The 19,148-nt window shown below is 58.9% G+C and carries 14 protein-coding genes and 5 pseudogenes; 10 read left to right on the top strand and 9 right to left on the bottom strand.

Annotated elements, in window-relative coordinates; genetic code table 11:
* A complete protein-coding gene (locus O7A05_RS34365) occupies positions 1-300 on the bottom strand; it encodes a helix-turn-helix transcriptional regulator (protein WP_415926968.1) in 300 nt (99 codons plus the stop codon).
* Between the two features lie 1,406 nt (positions 301-1,706).
* A pseudogene (locus tag O7A05_RS07315) lies at positions 1,707-2,746 on the bottom strand (IS110 family RNA-guided transposase).
* A 178-nt stretch (positions 2,747-2,924) separates the two neighbouring features.
* On the opposite strand from O7A05_RS07315, the gene O7A05_RS07310 reads away from it, so the two are divergent.
* Positions 2,925-4,100 (top strand): IS5 family transposase, encoded by a 1,176-nt coding sequence (locus O7A05_RS07310; RefSeq protein ID WP_415926967.1) that lies wholly within the window; start codon positions 2,925-2,927, stop codon positions 4,098-4,100.
* 384 nt (positions 4,101-4,484) lie between these two features.
* Positions 4,485-6,989, top strand: a complete 2,505-nt coding sequence (locus O7A05_RS07305) for a GcvT family protein (protein WP_337092298.1) — start codon at positions 4,485-4,487, stop codon at positions 6,987-6,989.
* A gap of 109 nt (positions 6,990-7,098) precedes the next feature.
* Here the strand turns inward: O7A05_RS07305 and O7A05_RS34360 are convergent.
* A pseudogene (locus tag O7A05_RS34360) lies at positions 7,099-7,771 on the bottom strand (tyrosine-type recombinase/integrase); the annotation flags it as partial.
* A gap of 459 nt (positions 7,772-8,230) precedes the next feature.
* Here O7A05_RS34360 and O7A05_RS07290 point away from each other — a divergent pair.
* The 3 genes from O7A05_RS07290 (at position 8,231) to O7A05_RS07280 (ending at position 10,780) form a co-directional block, all read left to right on the top strand.
* Positions 8,231-8,650, top strand: coding sequence for an SET domain-containing protein-lysine N-methyltransferase (locus tag O7A05_RS07290; protein WP_337092296.1), 420 nt, complete (start codon positions 8,231-8,233; stop codon positions 8,648-8,650).
* A 305-nt stretch (positions 8,651-8,955) separates the two neighbouring features.
* Positions 8,956-10,236, top strand: coding sequence for an NAD(P)/FAD-dependent oxidoreductase (locus O7A05_RS07285; RefSeq protein WP_337092449.1), 1,281 nt, complete (start codon positions 8,956-8,958; stop codon positions 10,234-10,236).
* 403 nt (positions 10,237-10,639) lie between these two features.
* On the top strand, positions 10,640-10,780 hold the full coding sequence (locus O7A05_RS07280) for a hypothetical protein (RefSeq protein WP_337092295.1): 141 nt from the start codon (positions 10,640-10,642) through the stop codon (positions 10,778-10,780).
* Positions 10,781-10,834: 54 nt separating this feature from the next.
* Here the strand turns inward: O7A05_RS07280 and O7A05_RS07275 are convergent, their stop codons facing one another.
* The 3 genes and pseudogenes from O7A05_RS07275 to O7A05_RS07265 form a co-directional block, all read right to left on the bottom strand.
* Entirely contained in the window at positions 10,835-11,068 is a 234-nt protein-coding gene (locus O7A05_RS07275; protein WP_337092294.1) for a hypothetical protein, read from the bottom strand.
* A 2-nt stretch (positions 11,069-11,070) separates the two neighbouring features.
* A pseudogene (locus O7A05_RS07270) lies at positions 11,071-11,301 on the bottom strand (transposase domain-containing protein); the annotation flags it as partial.
* A complete protein-coding gene (locus O7A05_RS07265; RefSeq protein WP_337092293.1) occupies positions 11,301-11,615 on the bottom strand; it encodes a hypothetical protein in 315 nt (104 codons plus the stop codon). The gene O7A05_RS07265 and the pseudogene O7A05_RS07270, both read right to left, overlap by 1 nt.
* Here O7A05_RS07265 and O7A05_RS07260 point away from each other — a divergent pair.
* The 4 genes and pseudogenes from O7A05_RS07260 to O7A05_RS07240 all read left to right on the top strand — a co-directional run bounded on the left by O7A05_RS07260 (position 11,614) and on the right by O7A05_RS07240 (position 14,670).
* Entirely contained in the window at positions 11,614-11,799 is a 186-nt protein-coding gene (locus O7A05_RS07260; protein ID WP_337092292.1) for a hypothetical protein, read from the top strand. The genes O7A05_RS07265 and O7A05_RS07260 overlap by 2 nt on opposite strands.
* A complete protein-coding gene (locus tag O7A05_RS07255) occupies positions 11,786-13,849 on the top strand; it encodes a recombinase family protein (protein WP_337092291.1) in 2,064 nt (687 codons plus the stop codon). Before O7A05_RS07260 ends, O7A05_RS07255 begins: the two co-directional genes overlap by 14 nt.
* A gap of 172 nt (positions 13,850-14,021) precedes the next feature.
* Positions 14,022-14,253 (top strand): annotated as a pseudogene (locus tag O7A05_RS07250) (IS66 family transposase); the annotation flags it as partial.
* 195 nt (positions 14,254-14,448) lie between these two features.
* Positions 14,449-14,670, top strand: a complete 222-nt coding sequence (locus O7A05_RS07240) for a tyrosine-type recombinase/integrase (protein WP_337092290.1) — start codon at positions 14,449-14,451, stop codon at positions 14,668-14,670.
* Between the two features lie 160 nt (positions 14,671-14,830).
* Here O7A05_RS07240 and tnpA read toward each other — a convergent pair whose 3' ends face one another.
* Positions 14,831-15,181, bottom strand: a complete 351-nt coding sequence (gene tnpA / locus O7A05_RS07235) for an IS66-like element accessory protein TnpA (protein WP_337092289.1) — start codon at positions 15,179-15,181, stop codon at positions 14,831-14,833.
* 1,049 nt (positions 15,182-16,230) lie between these two features.
* On the opposite strand from tnpA, the gene O7A05_RS07230 reads away from it, so the two are divergent.
* Positions 16,231-17,115: a TauD/TfdA dioxygenase family protein gene (locus O7A05_RS07230; RefSeq protein WP_337092288.1), complete on the top strand. Its 885-nt coding sequence runs from the start codon at positions 16,231-16,233 to the stop codon at positions 17,113-17,115.
* Positions 17,116-17,953: 838 nt separating this feature from the next.
* Here the strand turns inward: O7A05_RS07230 and O7A05_RS07225 are convergent.
* Both O7A05_RS07225 and O7A05_RS07220 read right to left on the bottom strand, forming a co-directional pair.
* The gene (locus tag O7A05_RS07225; RefSeq protein WP_337092287.1) at positions 17,954-18,604 is read right to left on the bottom strand and encodes a tyrosine-type recombinase/integrase; all 651 of its coding nucleotides are present in this window, start codon (positions 18,602-18,604) and stop codon (positions 17,954-17,956) included.
* Positions 18,601-19,143: pseudogene (locus O7A05_RS07220) on the bottom strand (tyrosine-type recombinase/integrase); the annotation flags it as partial. The gene O7A05_RS07225 and the pseudogene O7A05_RS07220, both read right to left, overlap by 4 nt.
* Between the last annotated feature and the right edge of the window lie 5 nt (positions 19,144-19,148).

Genomic DNA, 19,148 nt, shown 5'->3' with positions numbered 1-19,148 from the left:
CTAAAAATCGATAATTCCAGTTTTTATAGACTTGATAGCTGCAGAGGTTCGGCTGACAGTATCAAGCTTCTTCATTGCGTTCTTTATGTGAAAATTGACGGTATTCGCTGATATACCCAAAATTTGTCCGATCTCCCATGATGATTTGCCCTTCGCCGTCCACAACATACACTCTTTCTCTCTTGGAGAGAGGGGAGGTGTCTCATCGAAACTGCTGATCAGTCGGTCTTTCACAGTCTCTCCTTCGCAATCGTTTGCAGATGTTCTTATAAGGGCACCCCCGCCGGGGGTATAGGGCATACGTTCTGCGCGGCCTTCCGAGGTAGACCTGAATCTGTACATCTTTAGCATCTGATTTCTTTCTGGTAGATTATTTTACCGTTACAGTGTATTTTGTTATTGTTATGCGCGCGCAATATGGGAAATGATAAGTATACGTTGCGATAATTTTTGTTGCATAGATTTAGTGCGATGTTGAACGTGTTTTGCACCCCCATTAGTCAGCGAAGACGCCTGAGTCGGTCTTGAATCTGACGATGTGGGTGCTTTGCAATGCGACGAGGATCACGGCCTGGGAGACGTCGATCCTCTGCTCGAAGTAGCTCACCAGGCGTCGCCGCCGGGCACCCAGCCGAAGGTGCGTCAACCACCCAGCGGCGTGGCGGCATTAGAAGCGCTGTTAGTTGTCGGGTCGGCGATGGACTGGGCAGGAGGTCGAGATGAGGCCTTGCCATGAGCTCGAGCCGATCACCTCGACGAACATTCTTGAACCAGGGTCAGCGCTTGCGGTGGCCCGTGCGCCGGCGATGTCGATCAGCGTCAAGTTTGACGATCGAAAGCCGCACTCGGCCTCGACCGCAATCCGGTGCTTGCGGCCGTCGAACTTCTTGCCCGCGCCAAAACCCTTTATGCGCCAGGAGTCCTGCCAAATGCCGCGTCAACTGCTTCGTTAAAAGGTCTCACTATCACCGAGTTCCGGCAGATCTGACGTGAATTCGAGCAGTATTTGTGATTGTTTACAAAAAACTACGTCAAGAAGTCTGGTTGTGTGATTCAATGTATAAAACGTCAACTGTCAGGAATGTTGCGCCTATTGCGTCATACGTTATAATAGATTGCTTGTTATTGTGTTGCCTATGTTGCGATCGCCGAAAATGGGTTAGAGAATCGCCTATGCCCCGACACCAACCCTAGCGATGGCAGCCAACACCCATGCCAGCCGCCACGAATCGGAGATGCATCGCGGGCAAGGATGTGACTTCCAAGTTTCTAGGAGTCTGACCAAAAACGCCAAGCAATGACGAATGGGACGCGCTGCCTCTAATTTCAATGGCGAAACTGGGCGCCGATGCAGCGCAACGTAGAGAGCGGCGTCGCCTACAATGGCCTGCCAGGAGTACGGGTTCATCCATCTTGTCTAGCTAGCAGGCTTCTCTGATTGGGGTCGGTGAGGTCAAGCTTTTCCCGTCTTCTTTCCGGATCATGTCGCCCCGCTGGTCATCGCTTCTCTTCGCGGTCGGCGCGGAGCCGCCGCATGATGGGGTCAGGGAGAGAGAGGCGCCTCAATCTGTTGAACGACCTTGGAGAATTCCCCCAGGATCGTGCCTGCTAACGAGATCGCCTTGCCCATCGTCCCCACGGGAACGATCCGGATCACCCTCTCGGGCGAACCACTGTCTGTGTTCGTTTTTGTTCCTTGTCCTATTTCATGCCAATGTGGGGCCGGCGGCGTCCTTTCCAAAGCGCAATTCGGTTGCGTCGGCCCACATGCGATGCAGGATGACGGCCAGCTTGCGGGCTACCGCCACGCGGGCGCGCGCCATGCCGCGACGTTTGGCGATGTTCATGCCCCAGGCGCGCAAGCTCGACCATTTCTTCGAGCGCACGAGTAGCGAATGTGCTGCCTCGTAGAGGGCGGTGCGGGCGAGTTCGTCGCCGCAACGGCTGACCTTGCCCTGAATGTCGGTTTCACCGGACTGGTATCGCGCTGGCGTCAGGCCCAGATGCGCTCCCACTGCCCGCGAGGAGCCGAACCGCTCCGGCCGGTCGATCGTGGCGCGGAAGGCGAGCGCGGTGATCGGCCCGACGCCGGGCGCGCTCATCAGTCGCCGACCGACTTCCTCCTTGCGGACGATGTCGAGAACCTGCTTGGTCAGGCGGGCGAACTCCTTGAGCATGGAGCAGAGGATCGAAAGCAGCGGCTCGACCATCACCATCGCCTCGGCGTCGGCGCCGACCAGCTCGCGCACGCGATCAGCAAAGGCGGTGCGCGAGGGCGTGCCGAGCTTGATACCGGCCTCGCGCAGGATGGCGCGCACAACATTCTCTATGCTGCGCATCTCGTTCAGCACCGTGCGGCGGGCCACCAACAGCGCGCGCCACAACCGGCATTGCCGGCTCTTCACATGCACCTGCCGATACCAGCCCGTGCGCATGATCTGCGCAAGCGCGCGCGCATCGTTGCGATCGGTTTTGTTAGGCATCGTCTTCATGGCCGCATTGGCCTGGCGCGTCTCTATACAGATCGCAGGCAGGCCTCGGCGCACAATCCATCGTGAAGCCAGGCCGTCAGCGAGCACGCTTCCAGGCCGATGCGCTCCAGCGGCAGATCGAGCTTCCGCAACGCATTGGACAAGGCCTGTGATTCGCTCGCCGCTCGTGTTTCCTTCACGATCCGACTGCTCTCATCAACGACGCAAATCGCGGTCTCTTCCAAAGATACGTCTAATCCAGCAAAACACTTCATGGCTGCTCCTTCCCGATGTTTGTGGCGCTCCAAGGCGACCACGTTCTAACATCCCGACAGGAGTAGCCGCCCGCATCTGGGCTCGGGCGAGACCCCAATCACCCCATCTGTTGAAGAAGTGCTGGCGCGGTTGATTGGAGCGTGATTCACTGGTTCCCGGATGATCGGGGATTTTTGGATGCGCGGTTCAGACGAACGGACAGGTTCTCTGTTTTCGTATGTCGATCTTGAGGCTCGCGTTCGCCGTGACCATCCGCTGCGGGTGATACGGGAGATCGTGAACGCGGCTCTTGTGGGGATGGACGGCGATTTTGCGGTGCTTTATCGGCCCGGGTTCGGCCGCCCGTCGATCGCGCCGGAACGGTTGCTGTTGCAGGCCTTCTATGGCATTCGCTCGGAGCGTCAATTGATGGAGCGGATGGAACTTGACCTTCTGTTCCGATGGTTCGTGGGGCTCGGCGTTGACGAGCCGGCCTGGGATCATTCGAGCTTTACCAAGAACCGGGATCGGCTGCTGGAAGGTGAGATTGCAGCAAAGTTTCTGCGCGCGGTGCTTGCTCAGCCACGGGTGAAGCGGCTTTTGTCGTCGGATCACTTCTCGGTGGACGGGACGCTGATCGAGGCCTGGGCTTCGATCAAGAGCTTCCGTGGTAAGGACGGAAACGACAACGACCCGGATGGAGCGGGTCGCAACGCCGAGCGCGGCTTTCATAAGGAGAAGCGCTCCAATGACACACATCAGAGCACGAGCGACCCGCAGGCGCGGCTCTATAAGAAGGGCGACGGGCAGCCGGCGAAGCTGTGCTATATGGGGCATGCGCTGATGGAGAACCGTCATGGGCTTGCGGTCGATGGCGGCATTACCCAAGCCACGGGCACAGGCGAGCGTGATGCCGCTCTCGCCATGTTGGATCGCAGACCATCGCGACGGCGCATCACATTTGGCGCCGACAAAGCCTATGACGTGCGCCAGTTCATCAAGGACCTGCGCGAGCGCAAAGTCATGGCGCATTTCGCCGTCGACGGCCATCTGAGCAAAACCGGCAAGCCTCGCGTGACGGCGATCGATGGCCGCACACGCTGCCACGCCAGCTATGCGGTCAGCACGGCATCCCGAAGGGACAGATCGCGCAAGCCATCGAGCTTCCCGGCGGTTCTTCGCGTTACCGCAGTCGGTAAGCAACGCTTCGGTCACGCAGCTCAGGCATGTATCACACTATCACCCGTGGATACAGTCCGCACGGCGAAGTTCTACATCCCGAGGCCGGCCGGGACGAGTGAGACACGTCTGGTGTGTTACCGTAAAGACCGTAGAGGCTATATTGCCGACCGGGGGCGATCCTGGCTCAGCTAAGAGGCTCCCCTGTTCTCGGCGCGAACTTCCTGCACCATGGCCCAAATCGTTTAGGCGGTGCGCTTCTTCTGCCGGACAAGCTCAAGAACTTTCATTTCAAGAACATGCCCCCGGTGCGAACTTAGCTTGTCCCCAAGCTCATAACACCTACCAATACGTGTGGGTGCGTTAGCTGCGGAGAAGGCATTATGCTTCTGACTAGTGCCACTAGGTACGGCGCAGCCTGGCTCATGTTAGTCAGATGACCAGCCCTTCCGTGGAGCTATCGGCTTGGGTTGCTGCTCTGACTAAGAGGAAAAAGAGGGATCGTGCACACGGCGCGGTGTAACGGACGGTTGATTCCGCAGGCACTACAGACTGGCGCGTTTTTTGTGAGGTTTTGAGATGCAAAAACTTCCTTCCCATGTGGAGTACGTGATCATCGGCGGCGGCATCATCGGCCTTTCGATTGCCTATCACCTCACACAGCTGGGACATAGTGACGTCCTCCTGCTCGAACGCGATCAGCTTACTAGCGGCACTACATGGCATGCCGCAGGATTGGTTACGCAGCTTCGAGCAAACGAGAACATGGCTAAGCTCGCCCAGTACTCGGCCGAGTTGTTCCAGGATCTGGAGAAGTTAACTGGGCAGGCGACGGGGTTCAGGCAAAGTGGTTCGGTCACCGTCGCGGCCACACCCACACGGCTGGAGGAGCTAAAGCGCAGCGCTTCGATGGGACGTTCCTTCAGACTGGATGTAGAGATGATCGAGGCGGCCGAGGTCAAGCGACGAATCCCATTGCTGGACGTCAGCGACATTTTAGGGGCTGCATGGATCGCCTCTGACGGTATGACAAATCCCATCGATACTGCGCGCGCCTTCGCCGTCGGCGCCCGACATGGTGGAGCGACGATACTCGAGCAAACCCCGGTCACCCGGATTATCATCGGGAATGGCCAGTTTACCGGGATCGAAACAGCAAGAGGGACCCTGCGGGCCGAAAAGGCAGTGATCTGCACCGGAATTTGGAGTCGAGGGATCGGTGCGGACCTAAACTGGACGATTCCGGTCCACGCGGCAGAGCATTTTTACGTCGTTACGGAGTCGATTCCAAACTTGCCTGAGGCGCTACCTACAGTCCGCGACATGGACGCTCGGTTTTACGTCAAGGCAGACGCGGGCAAATTGCTGGTGGGTTTCTTTGAATCGGACGCCAAGCCGTGGGGAATGGAGGGGATCGCCAGTGACTTCAGCTTTCACTTCCTACCTGAAGATTTCGATCACATCGAACCTTATCTCTCCGCGGCCATCGAGCGCATGCCGGCTCTGGCAGACGTTGGACTGCAACTGAATTTCAACGGTCCGGAGAGTTTTACGCCGGACAATCGCTTTCTGCTCGGGCCGGCGCCGGAAATCACCGGTCTCTACACGGCCACAGGGTTTAACTCCTGCGGTATCGAGTCATCCGGCGGCGCCGGGAGAGTTATCGCCGAGTGGATGTCGACAGGCGAACCCGCGAACGATTTCTGGGGAATGGATGTTCGTCGAGCCATGCCATTCCAGCGAAATCGTAGGTACCTGCACGACCGGACTGTTGAAGCGGTCGGCAGTCTCTGGGAGCTCAAATATCCGCACAAGGCCGCAAAGACGGCGAGAAACGTGCGTTTGTCGCCGCTTCACAATCGGCTGGCTCAAGCTGGCGCGAATTTTGGTGAGGTCGCCGGGTGGGAGCGTGCACAATGGTTTGGTGTGCCAGGGTCGCCAAAAAGTTCGCATGGCACGTTTGGTCGTGACGACTGGTTTAAGTTGAGCGGCGAGGAACACCGAGCTACCCGGTCTGGGGTGACGCTGTTCGACCAGACCTCCTTCGCGCACCTGCTGGTGCAGGGTAAAGATGCCCTTGCATTCCTCCAGCGCCTGTCGACCAATGATGTGGACGCTCCGCTGGGTCGAATCGTCCATACCCCATGGCTGAACAAGCGGGGGGGCATCGAGTCGGACGTCACGATCGCCCGAACAGGCGAAGAGGAGTTTCTGGTTGTCACATCTGCCTCGCAGTGTATCCGCGATCTTGCCTGGCTAAAAATGCATGCGCGGGGCGCTGGGCACGTCTCCATTGCAGATGTCTCGTCAGGTTATGCGACCCTGTCAGTGATGGGACCACGTTCAAGGGACCTCCTAAAACGCTTAAGTCCAGCTGACTTCTCCAACGAAGCATTTCCATTCGCGACATCCCGCGAAATTGAGGTAGGCTATGGCCTGGCCTTAGCGTTCCGCATGACTCTTGTCGGGGAACTTGGTTGGGAGCTACATACTCCTGTCGAGCAAGCTCTCGGGATTTACGATGCCCTCGTCGTGGCTGGGCAGGATTTTGATTTGCGTCACGCTGGCTACGTAGCGTTGGAATCCTTGCGCCTTGAAGGGGGCTATCGTAAGTGGGGCTCGGACCTGGGAGACGAAGACACGCCACCCCAGTCAGGTCTGGGTTTCAGGATTGCCTGGAACAAGGGATCAGACTTCATTGGGCGGGCGGCCCTAGAGACCCAGCGTGGGCGAGCGCCGCGCCGGCGTCTTGTCCAACTGGCTGCTCCCTTAGCTGCACCGCTGATGTTCGGCACAGAGCCTGTCTGGCGAAATGGGACCTTAGTGGGCTATCTGCGCTCTGCTGCCTTCGGGCACACCGTCGGTTGCGGTATCGGCATGGGATTCCTTCACTCGGATACGGGGGTGAGTGCCGAATGGCTGTCGACAGGAGAGTTTGAAATTGAAATTGCCGGCGAACGGTACGCCGCGATGGGGACGCTGGGCAGTCTGTTTGATGCGAATCGGACTCGCGTAAAGGGCGAATATCAAAACATTGACGACCTGATTCATCCGACACTACGCGCTGCGATCGCGAAAACATGACTAAACCGTTAGGAGAGCGGCGATACCAAATTCCAGCCGTCAAAACCCAGATCCGACGCGACACTCTCCCTTGTCGAAAAACCCCCTCAATGGCTGTACTGGCTTGCCGAGGTCTCGACGTGGCGCAGACCTTGTTGGTGGCGATCCGCAGGTAATGGCGGAGGTCGCGAGGCTGCCGTGACCGAGCAAGAGTGAATGGTGCGCACGTCCCGCCGGCCTCCAAGGCGTGTCTGGACAAGCCGGAGCGTTCGCCCGCTTTTGCGTAGGCGTGTCCCACCGCATCCCTGGAAATCGGCTGGTCGGCACGATCGCCGGGGAACAGCCACGCCTTTGGCCGGTGCACCTTCCAATAGTTGCGCAGGATCTCTAGCAGCTTGGGCGACAGGATCACGTAGCGGTCCTTCTGGCCTTTGGCCTGCTCGACGCGGATGACCATTCTCTGGCTGTCATCGCCCGGAGGCTTCAGCCGAACCGCTTCCCAGATGCGCAAGTCGCCGGCATAGCAAGTGGTCAGGATGGCGTGGTGTTTGACGTCGAGGGCGCAACCGAGGACCGAGGAACTTCCTCGGGACTGAGGATGATCGGCAGCCGGGAGGACCTCTTCAAGCGCCCAGTCACTTTCCAGCGTCACCTTGTAGAGAAGGCGCAGCGCAGCAAGTCGCGCTGGGTGCCAGATTCTTCTCGTTGACCAGATAGATCCGATAGGTTCGAATGTCCTCGCGCCCGAGCAAGTCCGGCGACTTGCCAAAATAGCGGGCGAACAGCGACACCTGTTGCAGATAAAGAATCACAGATCAACACGCCAGTCTCCAGACGCTCGCGCACTGGTCTCATCAGATCCAGCTAGGTGCAATACATCACATAGGTCAAAAAATTACCCATCTGTATTGGTAGGTGGCACCGAGATTGTGCACGCCGTATATTCGGCTCGGGTCGAGTTTCATAGAGGTTAAGACCCTTCGCTTCCGGTAGAAAGTGGACGAATTTCAACCCTTTTTCGGCATCTGTGAGGGGCCACACTGTCGGGTAGACCATAATGGAGCAATGCCGGTACCGGTTTTCGATAGCAGTTCCGCGAAGGAGGTTACGATTAGACAGCTGGCGTCGTATGGGGAGATTGATGGGCCGCCGACTCCGCCATTGAATGCTTGAGAGCTATTTCCGGATATGGCTGGGAAGATCAATCGGCGCGCCGCTCCCTAGTGTAAACGGTCAGGCCTGAGAGCTAACAAGGACAAAACATGAGAGACAAGTTATTCGATAGAGATAACTCAGTTTATATTAAGCAGGTGGAAGGAAAAGGTCGGGGTTTATTCGCGGGTGTTCCTTTCAAGGCCGGAGATCTCATTGATCGCGCGCCAACATGGGGGTTCGACTATGAAGCGGTAAATCTGTTAAAACAAACTGGACTATTGGAGTTCTACTTTGTCCGCCATAATCAACGACAAGGGGCGGAGCTTGTAGCGGGGTACGTTGTGTTCGGCTTTATGTCGATAGCCAATCATTCTCTGAACCCAAACGCAAAAACAATTTGGAATGATGGCAACGTCGGGGCCGGGGCCAGCATGATGGCAGTAAAAGACATAAAGGTCGACGAGGAAATTACACAGCGCTATAACAATATAGTGGATTATCCTCGAACTATCAAATTCATCGAATGAATGGCAAATCATGCGTAGAGATGCCAATCTATAGCCATCAGCAGGGAAGCCGCTTGGCAGGAGGAAAAGCTTCTACGCGACGGCCGTCTGACACGCGTCTCTGGCCATTTCGCCGCGACCGCCCGCGCGTTGCGGCAAGCGAAGGGCCAATCCTTATCCTGCTGGACACGACCGAATTTTGTCTACAGGTGCGCGAGTCGACCAGGTTGTTTCGCAGAATCACCGCTGCATAGTGGAACGCTCGCCGGAGCAAAATACGGGGCGAGTTGTAGCTGTTGGGGAAGAAGAAGGTTAAGGCGATGAGTATGCTGAACGATCGGCAGTCGCACGGGCTCTGGGAGAGAACCGCTCCGCCGCCCCCGCAGACAAAGAAGCTTGCAGGCGATGTCGCCGCCGATGTGGCTATCGTGGGCGCCGGTTACACTGGATTGGCGGCCGCTTTGCATCTGGCCGAGCGGGGGCTGGCAACCGTTGTGCTTGAGGCAGCCCAGGTCGGTTCCGGAGCAGCGGGGCGAAGCACCGGTATGGTCAACGCGGGCCTTTGGATGATGCCGGCCGTGCTAAAGGAGACGCTGGGGCCGATTTACGGCGACCGGATGCTTGAATTGTTGCGGGATTCGCCTCGCAGGGTCTTTCACATTATCGACAAGCACAACATCCTCTGTGAGGTGAAGCGTGTAGGCACGATCCATTGTGGGACCGGCAAAAAGGGCATTGCGGAGATCGCGGAGCGGGCTCGGCAATGGCAGGCCCTCGGGGCTCCAGTGCACATTCTCAGCGCGGATGAGACCCATCTCAGGACAGGTACTACGGCTTTCCCCACGAGCCTTCTTGATCTGCGCGCCGGAACGATACAACCGCTTGCCTATGTCCGCGGCCTCGCCAGAGTTGCGATCGCGTCCGGAGCTCGCATCTTCACGGCGAGCCCAGTCGAGCACATCGTTCGCGAGGGTAACGATTGGCGTCTCGCCACGGAAGGTGGCAGCGCGCGGGCCAAATGGGTTTTCCTCTCGACCAATGTTTATACGTCCCAGATTTTTCCCGAATTGCGCGGCGGGCAAGTGGTGCTACCTTTCTTCCATTTCGCGACTATGCCCATGGCGCCAAGTATTCACCGCACGATCTTGCCCGAAGGCCACGGCGCGTGGGATACCCGCACTCCAATGACCGCTTTTCGCAGAGACGATGCCGGCCGCCTCATCATCGGTAGCGTCGGCGCCCTCCGCGGCACCGGAACAAGGATCCACCGCAACTGGGCGCGGCGACGCATACGAGCGCTTTTCCCGCAGCTTGGCGATATTGAATTTGAGCACGAGTGGTACGGTCGAATCGGCATGACAAGCGACCATCTGCCCCGCCTTCACGCGCCGGCCGAAAACATGATTGCGGTGACGGGTTTCAACGGCCGGGGCATCGCACCGGGCACAGTGTTCGCGGGCGAGATTGCCCGCTATATTAGTGGCGAGGTGCCACTCGACGCGATGTTCCTACCCGTCTCATCGGTGCGGAATACCTTTCTTAGGGCTCTCAGGGAGGGATATTACGAACTTGGAGCGCAGATCGCGCATTTGCCTCCAGCGCGCTGAGCCTCAAGGTGCTAGCGGGAACTGACGCGAGGGGGGTCGGATGTGGAGCAAACGTCGAAGTAAGGCAAGAGTTAGTACTTGGGCCGATCCGCGCCATTTCCCCCCGCCAAGGGTGATCCTACGCTGCCGCCGACGGGCTTTGTAATCTATTCGAAGCAAGTCTATCATGGCCCGTTTCGACGAGGCGATGGTATTCTCAAACGGTGGCGTTCTCGCTGGCCAGTTGCAAAACCGGCTACGTTTCGGCTTCATCAGAATTAGTAAAGCCGGGCACTACAGGCCGGGCAGCCCAATGTGTTGACCTTGTGGGGTGCTGATGCATTCGAGCGTGGCCCTCACCCTCACCAGCCCCTCACCGGGAACACCTCGGTCTGACGGGCCGGCGTGGACACGAACGGAGGTCATGAATGGAACGCTCGCGCTCGAGCGGCACCTCAATGCCACGCGCGCGCCGATCAAGACGAAGGAGAGCTATCGCTGGCTGGAGAACCTGCGCCGGCCCATCGCACTCGGGAGAGCCAGATCTACCTTACCCATCGGGTGAAGACCGCAGGCGTGCGTATCCGGCGGCCATCAGCACCTGAGAACCGGTGCTGGGTCAAGCTTTCGACGGTGAGACGCGATGATATTTTTCGAGGAGGAGTTTGACCTCCTCGATGCCTTCATCGGTGAAGGCCAGGATCCCGTCGTCATCGTTGGCGCCGTAGACCCAGATGACGCCGTCCTCGGGCTCGAGACCGAGGGTCAGGTCCTGGATGAGCGCTTCGCCGACGCCGAGGTCGCTGGCGACACGTTCGACGGTGGAGACGTGATGCACCTTATTGCGCTGCATGATCAGGCCGCCGCTGGTTGGGTCCGCAGTTTTGCGGATCGCCAATTCCATGGCAGCAAATCATCGATCCGCTGTGCTGGGTGGGGCGCGATACGCGCCAGGATATCGGCGAGCCAGGCCTGAGGGTCGAGGCCATTCAACTTGGCGCTGGCGATCAGGCTGTAGAGAACGGCAGCGCGCTGTCCGCCGCGATCGGAACCGCAGAGCAGCCAGGACTTTCTGCCGAGAGCCATCACAGGTTCATTCTGCCCATGTCGGGCAGATGGTAGAGTTTCATTATCGTTGGCATCCATATTATGGCGGCCGTTTTCGGCATGAAGGTCGCGAGGACCGAGCTAATGGCTCGATCATCCGGGTAGAGATCAGGCCGGGTGAGATCATTCAGGTTGCAGAGTGGATGCTGGATCGGGCGTTGTGCTCCGGCATGGACATGGGCGAACCGCGGGTTGCGGTGGCTGGCCTGATGGAGCTTCATAGTCTGCTTACCCAGCGCGGTTTCAGGCAGACTTCGACGGATGGACTCACTGCCATCCAGGAGGCGCGCCATGAAGGCCCTACCACCATCCTCAACGCTACCGATGCTGACCCAGCAGCTGAGCATGCCGTTCGATACGCCGCAGATGCGAGGTCTGAGCGATGCGGAACGGAGCGCCGTGGTCGCCAGGCTGACAAGCCTTCTGATTGCTGCGGCCGGCGTCGCTGCGAAGGAGACGAGCGATGACGAGCAATAATCTCCTTCCAGCCACGGTGCTGAAGCGCAAGGCTGTGGTCTATGTTCGACAGTCGACCCCGGGGCAGGTCCAGAACAACCTGGAGAGCCAGCGGCGACAATATGAACTTGTCGATGTTGCGCGCCGCTGGGGTTTCCGTGATGTGATCGACGATGACCTTGGTCGTAGCGCCAGCGGCGCTGTCGACCGCCCTGGTTTCGAACGATTGGTGAGCGGCCTGTGCACGGGCAAAATTGGCGCTGTGCTCTGCCTCGACGCATCGCGCCTTTCCCGTAACGGCCGGGATTGGCACCATCTCTTGGAACTGTGCGGCCTGGTTGAGGCGCGCGTCATTGATCTCGACGGAGTGTACGATCCTTGTCGGCCTAACGATCGATTGTTGTTGGGCATGAAGGGCAGCATCAGCGAGTTTGAGCTCGGCATTTTGCGAACGCGCATGCTTGACGCGGCTCGCGCCAAAGCGCGGCGGGGGGAGCTGCGTCTCAGTGTTCCGATTGGCTATATCTGGCACCGCGACTATGGGCTTGGGCTTGATCCCGATTTGCGGGTGCAGGAGGCGATCCGGCTCATCTTTTCGCGCTTTCGCGAGCTCGGCAGCGCTCGCCAGGTGCTGATTTCGCTCACGGCTGATAGTTTCCATTTTCCCCGCCCTTCTGACGGGCGCAAAACTGTGTCGTTCGACTGGGTACCGGTTCGCTATCGAAGCATCATTTCGATCCTGAAGAACCCGTTCTACGCTGGGGTCTATGTCTATGGTAAAAGCGAGAAGCGAACCGAGATTGTCGATGGCAGGGCTCGCAAAAGCTATGGCCACAGCAAGCCTTTTGGAACGTGGGAAGTGCTGCTCCAGGATCATCATGAAGGTTATATCGGCTGGAGTGAGTTTGAGAGAAACCAGAGCAATATCGCCGTCAATGCCTTTGGACAGAAAGGCGGCATCAAGTCGGGTCGGGGCGGCCGTGCGTTGCTCGCGGGCCTGCTCACCTGCGGCCGATGTGGAAGGCGGTTGGGCGTTGTCTATTCGGGGCGGCCTCCGGGTCATCCCTATTACCGCTGCGAACGCATCAACCAGATGCTGGCCAAGCCACGATGCATGACTTTTGGCGCATCTCGCATAGATCCGGCTGTCGGCAAGGAGATATTGAGGGCAGTGACGCCAATGGCGATCGAGGCCGCCATGGAAGCTGATCGGACGCATCGGGATAGTCTGGAAGAGCGACACCGCATGGTGGAACTGGACTTGCAGCAAGCGCGATACGAGGCATCTCTCGCTGAACGTCGCTATGCTGCTTGCGATCCTGACAACCGGCTGATCGCTGCCCAACTTGAGAAGAGCTGGGAGGCAGCGCTCAGGCGCGTGGAAGCCTACGAAGCGGCATTGGTCCAAGCGCGACAAATCGATCTTGTCACCCCAGTTCCCGATTTTGCCAGCATTGCCACCGACCTGGAGGCCGCTTGGCGCGCCCCTAACGTTGACATGCGTTGCCGTCAGCAGCTCCTCCGCACCCTTGTGTCTGATATCATCGCTGACGTCGATGAAGAGCAACGTGAAGTCATTCTGACGATTCATTGGAAAGGTGGCCAACACTCCCAGCTGCGTATCCGCAAACCCAAAGCTGGTGAACATGGCCAGAGCACGCCGGAGGCCGCCCTTGCGGTCATGCGCTCTATGGCCACTCGGTGGTCCGACGCAGACATTGCCGCCACTCTCAACCGGATGGGAATGCAGACCGGACAGGGAAAAACCTGGACAGGGCGCCGTGTCGGGGCACTGCGCACGGTCCATAAAATCCACGGGTACCGATCCGCCGAAAAAAATGGCGAGTGGCTTACGCTGACCGAAGCCGCCAAAAAGCTTGGAGTTACTGCCCATCGTGTCCGCCGACTGATCAAGGAGGGCGTGCTTCCTACCGAGCAAGTGGTGCCGGATGCGCCGCACCAAATACGAGCTACGGACCTGGAAAAGGATGAAGTGACCCAGTTTCCGCGTCACAGAGGCCCGTGTCGCATCAAAATGGAAACCCAAAAGTCCCTGTTTCCGGACGTTTGAAGAGGAGGTGCAGTATGAATCGGTCACTGCGATGCCACGCAGGGCTCGCTCGGCTGCATTGTTCGATAGGCAAATCCGCCCATCGACCAGGCCTTTTTCCTCAACTCTCGTGGCAATCGGCTCTCGGCGACGGGCCTGCAAAACGGCTTTGCCGACGCCCGCAAGCTTGCTGGTCTCGATTGAAGCCGTGAAGCGCATCGATGCCCTGTTCTATCGAGCGCGAGATCAAACGGCCTGTCGCCGGCCCAACGCACGCCGTGCGCCAGGAGCGGAGCGTGCCGCTGGTCACCGAGCTCGAGCGCTGGATGATCGAGACGCGCGACAAGCTCTCGCGCGGACACGATCTGAGCAAGGCCTTCAACTACATGCTGCGCCGCTGGTCATCCTTCACCCGGTTCCTCGACGTCTGTTTCTGGCACGGACCGGCGCCCGTGTCTCGGAAGCCATCGGCGTCAACGCAAACGACCTTCAGCTAGAACGGCAGCATCCACAAGTGCTGTTGCACGGCAAGGGGCGCAGAGATCGCGTCATCCCCATTGCTCGCGACCTGGCGCGAGCGCTGACCACCTTGCCTAACGCGTTTCGGAGCGACCCATATCGTGCGGCGAGCGGCCGCCAACGCGGCGGCCATTATTCCGGTCCTGCGCGATAAGCCCATATCGCCACACATTTTCCGATACTCCCTCGCCATAAAGCTCCTTCAGTCCGGTGTGGATCTCTTGACGATTCAAACCTGGCTCGGGCACGCGCAAGTCGCCACCACCCATCGCTATGCCGCCGCGGATGTCGAGATGCGGAAGATTCCGGATTGGGCAGGCTAAGGCTGGCGCCAAAACGGCTCCGCCACATAATCTCGGCCGACACATAAGTGCGGATCCAGGCCCAATGTCTCCTGAACCTGCAGGGGCAAGGCGTTTCATCCGCGACGCATATCGGTCCGGCCGACCGCCAACCAGATCCGCACCTGGCTCGGAACCGGGATCATGAAACGCCCAGCGCCTTCACCATCGCCGCCGCCAGTGTCGGTCGCGTGGTCAGCGGAATCCGCAGCCGCACCTTGCCGGCGATCTCCAGCTCGATCACCGCTGATGGCGCCGCCGGCCTCGACGCGGCGACAGGTTCATCGGGAACCACGACAACTTCGGCAAAGCCCGTCCCGCGGGCTCTCATCGTGCGGCGCCACTTATAGATCAGGCTGGTCGCGACATCGTACTGACGCGCTACCGCCGCCACCGTGGACCCGGGCGCGAATGCCGCGGCCAGTATCCGCCACTGATCCTCTTCACTCCAACGACGACGCTCAGGCCCGTTCAATAACGTCACATGGCTCATGATGTACTGCTAACTACGCTCGTAAGGACGACCTTAGGAGCGCAGCCTCCCTACCGTGCCATGCTCGCGCAAGGCGGCCCTCGCCGGAGGCGTACGATCTACGAGCTCTATTGCACCGCGCAAGACACTCGGACCATGTTCCTCGTGCGGGCGCGAACAGGCTCGCCGAGCGGCCCGCCGATGCTGCCCGACTCGATCTTGCTCATCGAGTCGTTGCCCAACTTGCGACGGCGCCCAAGCTCCGGACGGACTGGTATTGCGGTCCATCAGACGAGACGACCTGATTGGAGGTGAAGTCCGCCGCTGGCGAGGGCTCGAGACAGCCGAGAGGCCTGCGAAGTACCTCGCCCTTGGCGCCCGCCAAGCCGGACACTCGCCACCCAAGTCATCCGGCATAATGCGGACTTTCTCAGCCGCCATACTGCTTGCGTCTGACGGGCTGATCGGCACGCCACGACTGGCGGGCCGACCTTGGGTCACATATCTGGCAACAGCAGCGTTCGTTCGGAGATGCAGTTTGAAGAAGATCATTGCCGCGAATGCACACTCTTCACGTTGACGCGTCGGAAGTCACATGCGTCGGGAGGCGCTGTGCGTCGGAGCGTTATGAGGCAAGACGATTTGCCCAATGTCGCCGATTTAGCTCGGGTGAGATCAGCTACCAATGGAGGTAGGTGCGGTTCGCACCCGAAACATGTAGCGCTACCCATCTAGCGACGAGGATGCACCCAACATAATGACGCAAGCCACCAAGGATAAGCACGAGCAATTCTCTGTGGATGAAGGGGTAGAGAAGTCAGTCGTGATTGTCGGTGGCCGGCTCGGAGCAAAGCGGAGACGTTTGTGTACAGCATCGGGAGAGTGTCACTGATCAAGAACTTTGGCTCCGATGTTCGAGCCTCGGAGTGACATTCTGTAAGAGGCTCAAGAGCTACAGGAAAACGATAGCAGAAGTATATGAAGACAACAGGTTACAAATGCCATGACTGTCGCTACACAGTAAAATATCTGTGTATGACGAGAAAAGTGCAACGTAGGAGAATTCAGCGATGAGTATAGAATTGATTGACAATCTCATCCCGCATACGGATATAGTAAAATCCACGCCGCGCATCGGCGCTGAAGTCAGGAACATCAAGCTGTCGGCCGATTTGCCGGACCGGACCATCGCCGCGATAAACGGTTTGGTGCTTGAACACAAGGTCATCTTCTTCCGTGACCAGAGTCATCTCGACGATCCCGAGCAGGAACGCTTTGCTCTTCGTTTCGGGAAGCCTTCTCCATATCCGGAGGGAACGACGTCGATTTTCGACATTGATTCGGCACGGGGAGATCTCCCGTCTGATATGTGGCACATAGATTGGTCCTGCATGGATGCCTATCCCAAAATTTCGGTGCTGCGCGGCGTCGTAATCCCCCCAATCGGCGGCGACACGGTGTGGTCAAACACGGCGACCGCATATCTCGACTTGCCGCAGTCGCTGCAACGGCTCGCCGACGACCTCTGGGCAGTTCACAGCTTCCCCTCAGCTTCCAAGAAGTTTCATACCGAGGGCCTTACCGGACCGAGGATCGAGACGGAGCATCCCGTCGTACGCGTCCACCCCGAAACCGGTGAGCGCACACTGGTGCTAGGCTCCTATGTAGCAGGATTTGCTGGGTTCTCGAAATATGACAGCCAGAGGCTATTCGACCTATTTGAGTCTCATATTGCCGCGCAGGAAAACACCGTCCGTTGGAAGTGGAACCAGGGCGATGTCGCTATCTGGGACAACCGAGCCACGATGCATTGTGCAACCAAGGATTACGGCGACCAGCGCCGCGTCGTTCGCCGCGCAACCGTCGAGGGCGAGGTGCCCGTCGGTGTTGACGGCCGGCAGAGTGTCGCGCGTTTCAAATTCGTCCAGCCGCTGCCGTCCATAAAAGCCGTCTAGCTCACGACCTATTTGATTTGGAAATGTGATGATTACAGGTGGCTCGCACGGCATTGACCGCGCCATGGCACGCGTGTTTTCGGCCAAGGCGTCAAGGTGATGATCGCGACCCGTGGGAAGGATGACGCGCAAGCGGTTGTCGACGAACTGTCGAAGCCGGGTGCTATCCTGGCAACCGTGCTATGAGATCTCGGGACTGGCATTCGGTTTAGATTGCCGCTGCAAAGATCGGCTGAAGTCTTCGGCGGCATCGACATTCTCTGTGCCAATGCCGGCATCTTTCCACAGACTAGCTGGTCGACTTCGATCCCGCCGAATGGGACGGTGTCATGGTGTCCAATCTCAAGAGCGCCTTTCTTTTGGTCACGGCCTGCATCTCTTATTTCGAGAAGGCGGAAAAGGGACGCGTCCTCCACCGGCAACACGCGCCGCCGCCAAAGCGTATTGGCGGCGGCGACGCGGCAGGTGCGGGCGGCTTGATGTGGACTGCACTATCGCAATATCGTCACCGATTTCCGTGCTGTGTCACTAAAGATCGGCCTGCGACCGCGCGGCGCTCGCACAGGACCCCGCCTGCACGACCTGAGGCACGGTTTTGCCGTTGCTACGCTGCTGCGCTGGTATCGGGCCGACAAGGACGTAGATCAACTTCTTCCGGTCCTTTCCACCTACCTGGGGCATGGCCGTGTTCGCGACACATATTGGTACCTGTCGGCCTGCCCCGAACTCATGGGGGAAGCTGCCCGAAGACTCGAAGCGCGATGGGAGACACTGTCATGACGCAGGATCTCCAACTCGCGCCGCTGATCGAACGGTTCTTTACACACCGCCTTGTCCATCAGCGCAACGTCAGTCCCACGTGGCCGCCGCGTTCGCCGGTGAAAAATGGCCGGCCGGCGGACCTCAAGGGTTGGCTATCACGCCGTGCTGCATAATCCTTAAGCACGGTCAGCGTCGACGAATGAATGGGGACGATGCGAGACTTGCCGAATTTGCTGTCGCGAATGACCAGTATCCCTTGGTCGAGATCGACATCACCTCTATGAAGCCGCAGGGCCTCGCCAATCTTCATGCCGGTCACGGCGAGGAGGCCGACGATGCAATAATAGGTCCATCGACGCAGGTTGCCTGCGGGTGGAAGGGCCAGCATCGCAGCAAGAAGCTGTTGAACTTCAGCCTTGGAATAGAGGTAGGGTGCGGGCCGCCGTTGCTCCGGAAACGCGCTCGTCGGAGGGACCTGTGTCCGCGGGTCGGTAATCGCCACGTACCGGGCGAACCCGCGAACTGCGGACAGGCGCCCGGGCCAGGACGCTGGACCGGCATCTTTGCTCACCCATTCGATGGCGAGCTTGCTGGTTATGATCGCGTTTCCATGCTGATCCATGTGCGCGACGAAGCGGCGTAGCATCTGTCCCTGAGACGAAAGCTTGAAGCCAAGCGTGCGGCGCATGCCCATGTAGCGCTCGAGGGCGATGTACAGCGGGCTCATTGCACGGCTCCCGGCCATGGCGTTGCCAGGCGCCGCAGGCTTGCCAGGTCAACCTTGGCATAGATGCGTGTCGTATCGTGGTTTTGGTGACGTAAGACCTGGCCGATCTCGGTCAGCGTGGCCCCCGAACCAAGGAGTCCAGTGGCCAGGCTATGTCGAAACAGGTGGGATCCGCGATTCGCGACGCCAGTTATATTGGCTGCATTGATCGCGGAGCGTGCGATATGGATCACCGCGTATGATGAGGTAAAGCCGATGTGCGGAGCGTGCGAGCGAAGGAAAACCCGGCGACTCCCGGATATCGGACGACCGTCGCGCAGGTAAGCCGCGATGGCCTCGCCGACTTCGGGTGGGAGCGGCATGGTCGCCCGTTTGCGTCCCTTGCCCTGCACGTGGAGTTGCCCGGCTCGCCAGTCAATATCGTCTAGCGTGAGAAGCGCCACTTCGTTAGCGCGCAGACCGAGCCGGGCGAGAAGCAGCAGTACGGCATAGTCCCGCCGCTCCTTGGCCGTGGCTCGTCCGCAACCTTGTAGCACCTGCTGAA

Origin of the sequence: Mesorhizobium argentiipisi (SeqCode), from assembly GCF_037179585.1 — a bacterium.
GTDB lineage: Bacteria > Pseudomonadota > Alphaproteobacteria > Rhizobiales > Rhizobiaceae > Mesorhizobium > Mesorhizobium argentiipisi.
This window is presented reverse-complemented; position numbering and strand designations above follow the sequence as displayed.

What these genes read in the sequence shown, in the direction of transcription:
- O7A05_RS34365 (WP_415926968.1), bottom strand. Translation starts at nt 300, where the DNA reads ATGCCCTATACCCCCGGCGGGGGTGCCCTTATAAGAACATCTGCAAAC.
- O7A05_RS07310 (WP_415926967.1), top strand. Translation starts at nt 2,925, where the DNA reads ATGCGCGGTTCAGACGAACGGACAGGTTCTCTGTTTTCGTATGTCGAT.
- O7A05_RS07305 (WP_337092298.1), top strand. Translation starts at nt 4,485, where the DNA reads ATGCAAAAACTTCCTTCCCATGTGGAGTACGTGATCATCGGCGGCGGC.
- O7A05_RS07290 (WP_337092296.1), top strand. Translation starts at nt 8,231, where the DNA reads ATGAGAGACAAGTTATTCGATAGAGATAACTCAGTTTATATTAAGCAG.
- O7A05_RS07285 (WP_337092449.1), top strand. Translation starts at nt 8,956, where the DNA reads ATGCTGAACGATCGGCAGTCGCACGGGCTCTGGGAGAGAACCGCTCCG.
- O7A05_RS07280 (WP_337092295.1), top strand. Translation starts at nt 10,640, where the DNA reads ATGAATGGAACGCTCGCGCTCGAGCGGCACCTCAATGCCACGCGCGCG.
- O7A05_RS07275 (WP_337092294.1), bottom strand. Translation starts at nt 11,068, where the DNA reads ATGCAGCGCAATAAGGTGCATCACGTCTCCACCGTCGAACGTGTCGCC.
- O7A05_RS07260 (WP_337092292.1), top strand. Translation starts at nt 11,614, where the DNA reads ATGAAGGCCCTACCACCATCCTCAACGCTACCGATGCTGACCCAGCAG.
- O7A05_RS07265 (WP_337092293.1), bottom strand. Translation starts at nt 11,615, where the DNA reads ATGGCGCGCCTCCTGGATGGCAGTGAGTCCATCCGTCGAAGTCTGCCT.
- O7A05_RS07255 (WP_337092291.1), top strand. Translation starts at nt 11,786, where the DNA reads ATGACGAGCAATAATCTCCTTCCAGCCACGGTGCTGAAGCGCAAGGCT.
- tnpA (WP_337092289.1), bottom strand. Translation starts at nt 15,181, where the DNA reads ATGAGCCATGTGACGTTATTGAACGGGCCTGAGCGTCGTCGTTGGAGT.
- O7A05_RS07230 (WP_337092288.1), top strand. Translation starts at nt 16,231, where the DNA reads ATGAGTATAGAATTGATTGACAATCTCATCCCGCATACGGATATAGTA.
- O7A05_RS07225 (WP_337092287.1), bottom strand. Translation starts at nt 18,604, where the DNA reads ATGAGCCCGCTGTACATCGCCCTCGAGCGCTACATGGGCATGCGCCGC.